This is a genomic window from Rhodoferax sp. TH121 (genome assembly GCF_002251855.1).
Classification (GTDB): Bacteria; Pseudomonadota; Gammaproteobacteria; order Burkholderiales; family Burkholderiaceae_C; genus Allorhodoferax.
Genome location: NZ_NOXW01000006.1, coordinates 1 through 3,272 on the forward strand (window position 1 = coordinate 1; position 3,272 = coordinate 3,272).

At 59.6% G+C, this 3,272-nt stretch carries 1 protein-coding gene; it reads left to right on the plus strand.

The window, feature by feature from the left end:
* Window positions 1–3,030, plus strand: a 3,030-nt coding sequence (locus tag CHU94_RS00040; RefSeq protein WP_176451874.1) for an FG-GAP-like repeat-containing protein, incomplete at its 5' end; no start/stop codon positions are given.
* Between the last annotated feature and the right edge of the window lie 242 nt (window positions 3,031–3,272).

A 3,272-nucleotide genomic window follows, 5' to 3' on the forward strand; every position in this document is an offset into this window, starting at 1 on the left:
GCGGTGGGGGCGTGTCTGCCAGCTACCAGCGTGCAGTGGGGCAACCCCAAGACAGCAGCCTTCAACACCGCATCCACCTGGATTGCAGACTTCGGAACCTCCAACAGCTGGAGCGAAGCCTCCACCCACCCAAGGCAAGTGGTCGACGTCAACGGCGATGGATTGCCTGACATCGTAGGCTTCGGTCCCAACGGCGTTATGGTGTCTTTGAACACCGGAAGTGGGTTTGCCGCATCCGCCAGCTGGATTGCCCAATTCGGTACCGCCCAAGGCTGGGCCAACAACAACACCCACCCCCGTCAGGTTGTGGACATTAACGGAGATGGACTGCCCGACATCGTAGGGTTCGGATCTGGCGGCGTCATGGTGTCGCTGAACACAGGAACTGCATTTGCGCCGCATACCAACTGGATTGCCCAGTTTGGGGTCAGTGCCGGTGGCTGGAGCGATAACAACACTGTCCCCCGCCAGATCGTGGACGTGAACGGAGATGGGCTGCCTGACATCGTGGGCTTTGGTGGCTCGGGAGTCATGGTGGCTTTGAACACCGGAACGGCATTCTCGACTGGAACGTTCTGGAATACACAGTACTTTGGTTCAGCTGCCAGTGCAGGAACATGGGATAGCAACAACCTGTATCCCCGCTATGTAGCGGACATGAATGGCGATGGGCTTCCTGACGTCGTGGGCTTCAGCAGCACAGGCGTGATGGTGGCCATTAACAACGGCTCGGCATTTGTTAACGCATCCAACTGGCTTGCCAACTTCGGCACCAGCGCCGGAGGCTGGAGCGACAACAACCTCTACCCTCGCTACGTCGTAGACGTCAACGGAGACGGCTTGCCCGACATCGTGGGCTTTAGCAGCACGGGCGTGATGGTCTCCATCAACACAGGCACCTCCCTGACCACCGCCACGAACTGGCGCGCAGACTTCGGAACTAGCGCCGGCGGCTGGACCGACAACAACGTACAACCCCGCCAGCTCGTGGACGTCAACGGTGATGGCTTGCCTGACATCGTAGGTTTCGGGCCAAATGGCGTGATGGTGTCCCTGAACACCGGAGGAACTACGTTCGCAGCAGCCACCAGTTGGATCAGTGGATTCGGAACTGCGGCAGGCTGGACCAACAACACCACCCATCCGCGCCAACTCGTGGACGTGACCGGCGACGGCATCCCTGATGTCTTGGGCTTCTTCAGCTCGGGTGTCAGCGTAGCCTCCAACCAGCAAGACATCCTGTCCAACTACTTAATCAGTTTGGGCAATGGCTTGGGAGCCAGTACCAGCGTGAGCTATGGTGCGCTCACCCAGGGCAACACCTACACCAAGGACAGCGGCTCCACAGCCGCCAGCTTCCCGCAGATCGATATCAAGGCGCCCATGTATGTCACCTCTGCCCTGCAAAGTAGCAACGGCATTGGTGGCTCCAGCACCATCAGCTACACCTACGGAGGTCTGAAGGTCGAAGTAGGCACAGGCCGAGGCATGCTGGGTTTCCGCTGGGTCAAGCAAAAGGACGAAGGCACTGGCGTAGAGAGCTACAGCGAATTCCGCCAGGACTTCCCCTACATCGGCATGCCGGCCAGGTCCGAACAGCGCCTGAGCAGTGCCCTCAATGGTGGCCTGCTCAAGCGCAGCACCAGCCTCTTGGAGTGCAAGATTCCGGCCAATGGCAGTGCTTGCGTGATCCCCGTGCGCTGTGACCTCAGTGCCAACGCGACAGCCTGTGTCAATGCGACCAATGCACGCTACTTCCGCTACGTGGCCAGCACTACAGATGAGGCCTGGGACATCAACGGTGCGGTTTACCCAGCTAACAAGCTCACAACCGACTATGGGGTGGACGCTACGGATGGCAAGTTCTATGGCGACCCCAGTGTGGTCTCCATGGGCACCAGTGACGGGTCGCTGAAGTCCAGTGCTAATGAGTACTGGCCCGCAGACACAGCCAACTGGATTCTGGGGCGTCTCAAGAAGACCACTGTTACCAGCACCACGGCTACTGTGGCGGGCTCGGGGACTGCGGCAGACCCTTACCAGCTGCCCACCATTACCGCCAGCCAGAGTCCATCGAGCTGGGTGGCGACCTTGCCAGGAACCATTAGTTGGACTAGTACCAATGCAAGTTTGGTGAGCTACAGCTGCACCTCTGCGGGTGCGGGGTACAAGTCTGCTGAGACGGTATGGCCCAACGGTAGCACCCCTAGTCAGATCGCCAGCGAAGCCTGGGTGGGGATTCCAACGACTTGCGTCTTTACAGCCACAGGCCCGGGAGGAACTGCCAGCTACAACCTCACAGTTAACACCTTGCCTGCTCCGCGGGTGCCAGTCACAGTCAACGTGGGAACCCAGGCTAACTACCTGGCCAACACGGCCAAGGCAGCAGGTTACATCGCAGGTCGCACGGACATCACCTTCAACATCACCGGTGTAGTGGGTTCGACCTCGACGGGGCAGGCAGCCTTCGTGGTGGACAACTCTTGGGCGCCTGGGGACACGGTCAACATCGTGGTCAATGCGGGGGCGGGGATCTATGGTGCTGGCGGTGCGGGGGGGATTGGTGTTTGGGTTGGCGATGAAGCGCCACGCTCGTCATCTCCGGGTCAATCCGGAGGACCAGCACTTTGGGTTCAACGTGCGGCATCGATCACAAACAACGGTTCTATCGCCGGTGGCGGCGGTGGCGGTGGTGGCGGTGGTACAGGGATGCGTCAGTCGGTCAGTTCCGGTGCCGCCATGATGTACGTTAGTGGTGGCAATGGTGGTAATGGACAAGGTGCAGGCGCTTCTGGCCTGTATGCGGCGACCGGAGGTGCTGCGGGCTACCACGGCAGCCTGTATGGCTCGCCATGGGATGGTGGGGATGGCGGCTCTGGTGGCAATGTAGGCAATGCCGGTGGTGGTGGTGGCACAGGCACCAACGGCTATTACTACCCTGGTAGTGGCGGTGGCTCCTCAGGTGCCTCGGTAGTAGGCAACGCCTTCATAACTTGGATCGTCCCAGGCACCCGTTTGCCCGCCCCCTAATCCTCGCAATCCATAAAAAAATTCACAAGAACATCGTGCAGCCACAGGCTGCACGACTCAGGGAGTTTCAAGATGAAGCACAAGGGGTATTTACAAGCTCCAGCCACATCACTCAAGGCCGTTGCACTGGTCTTGCTGTTGTCGTCGCCGATTGTTTCGATCGCCGACACACAAGTGCGCACGACCAGCTACGAATACACCGCCCAAGGCCTGCTGAGCAAAGAAGTCCAGGAGCCCAACAC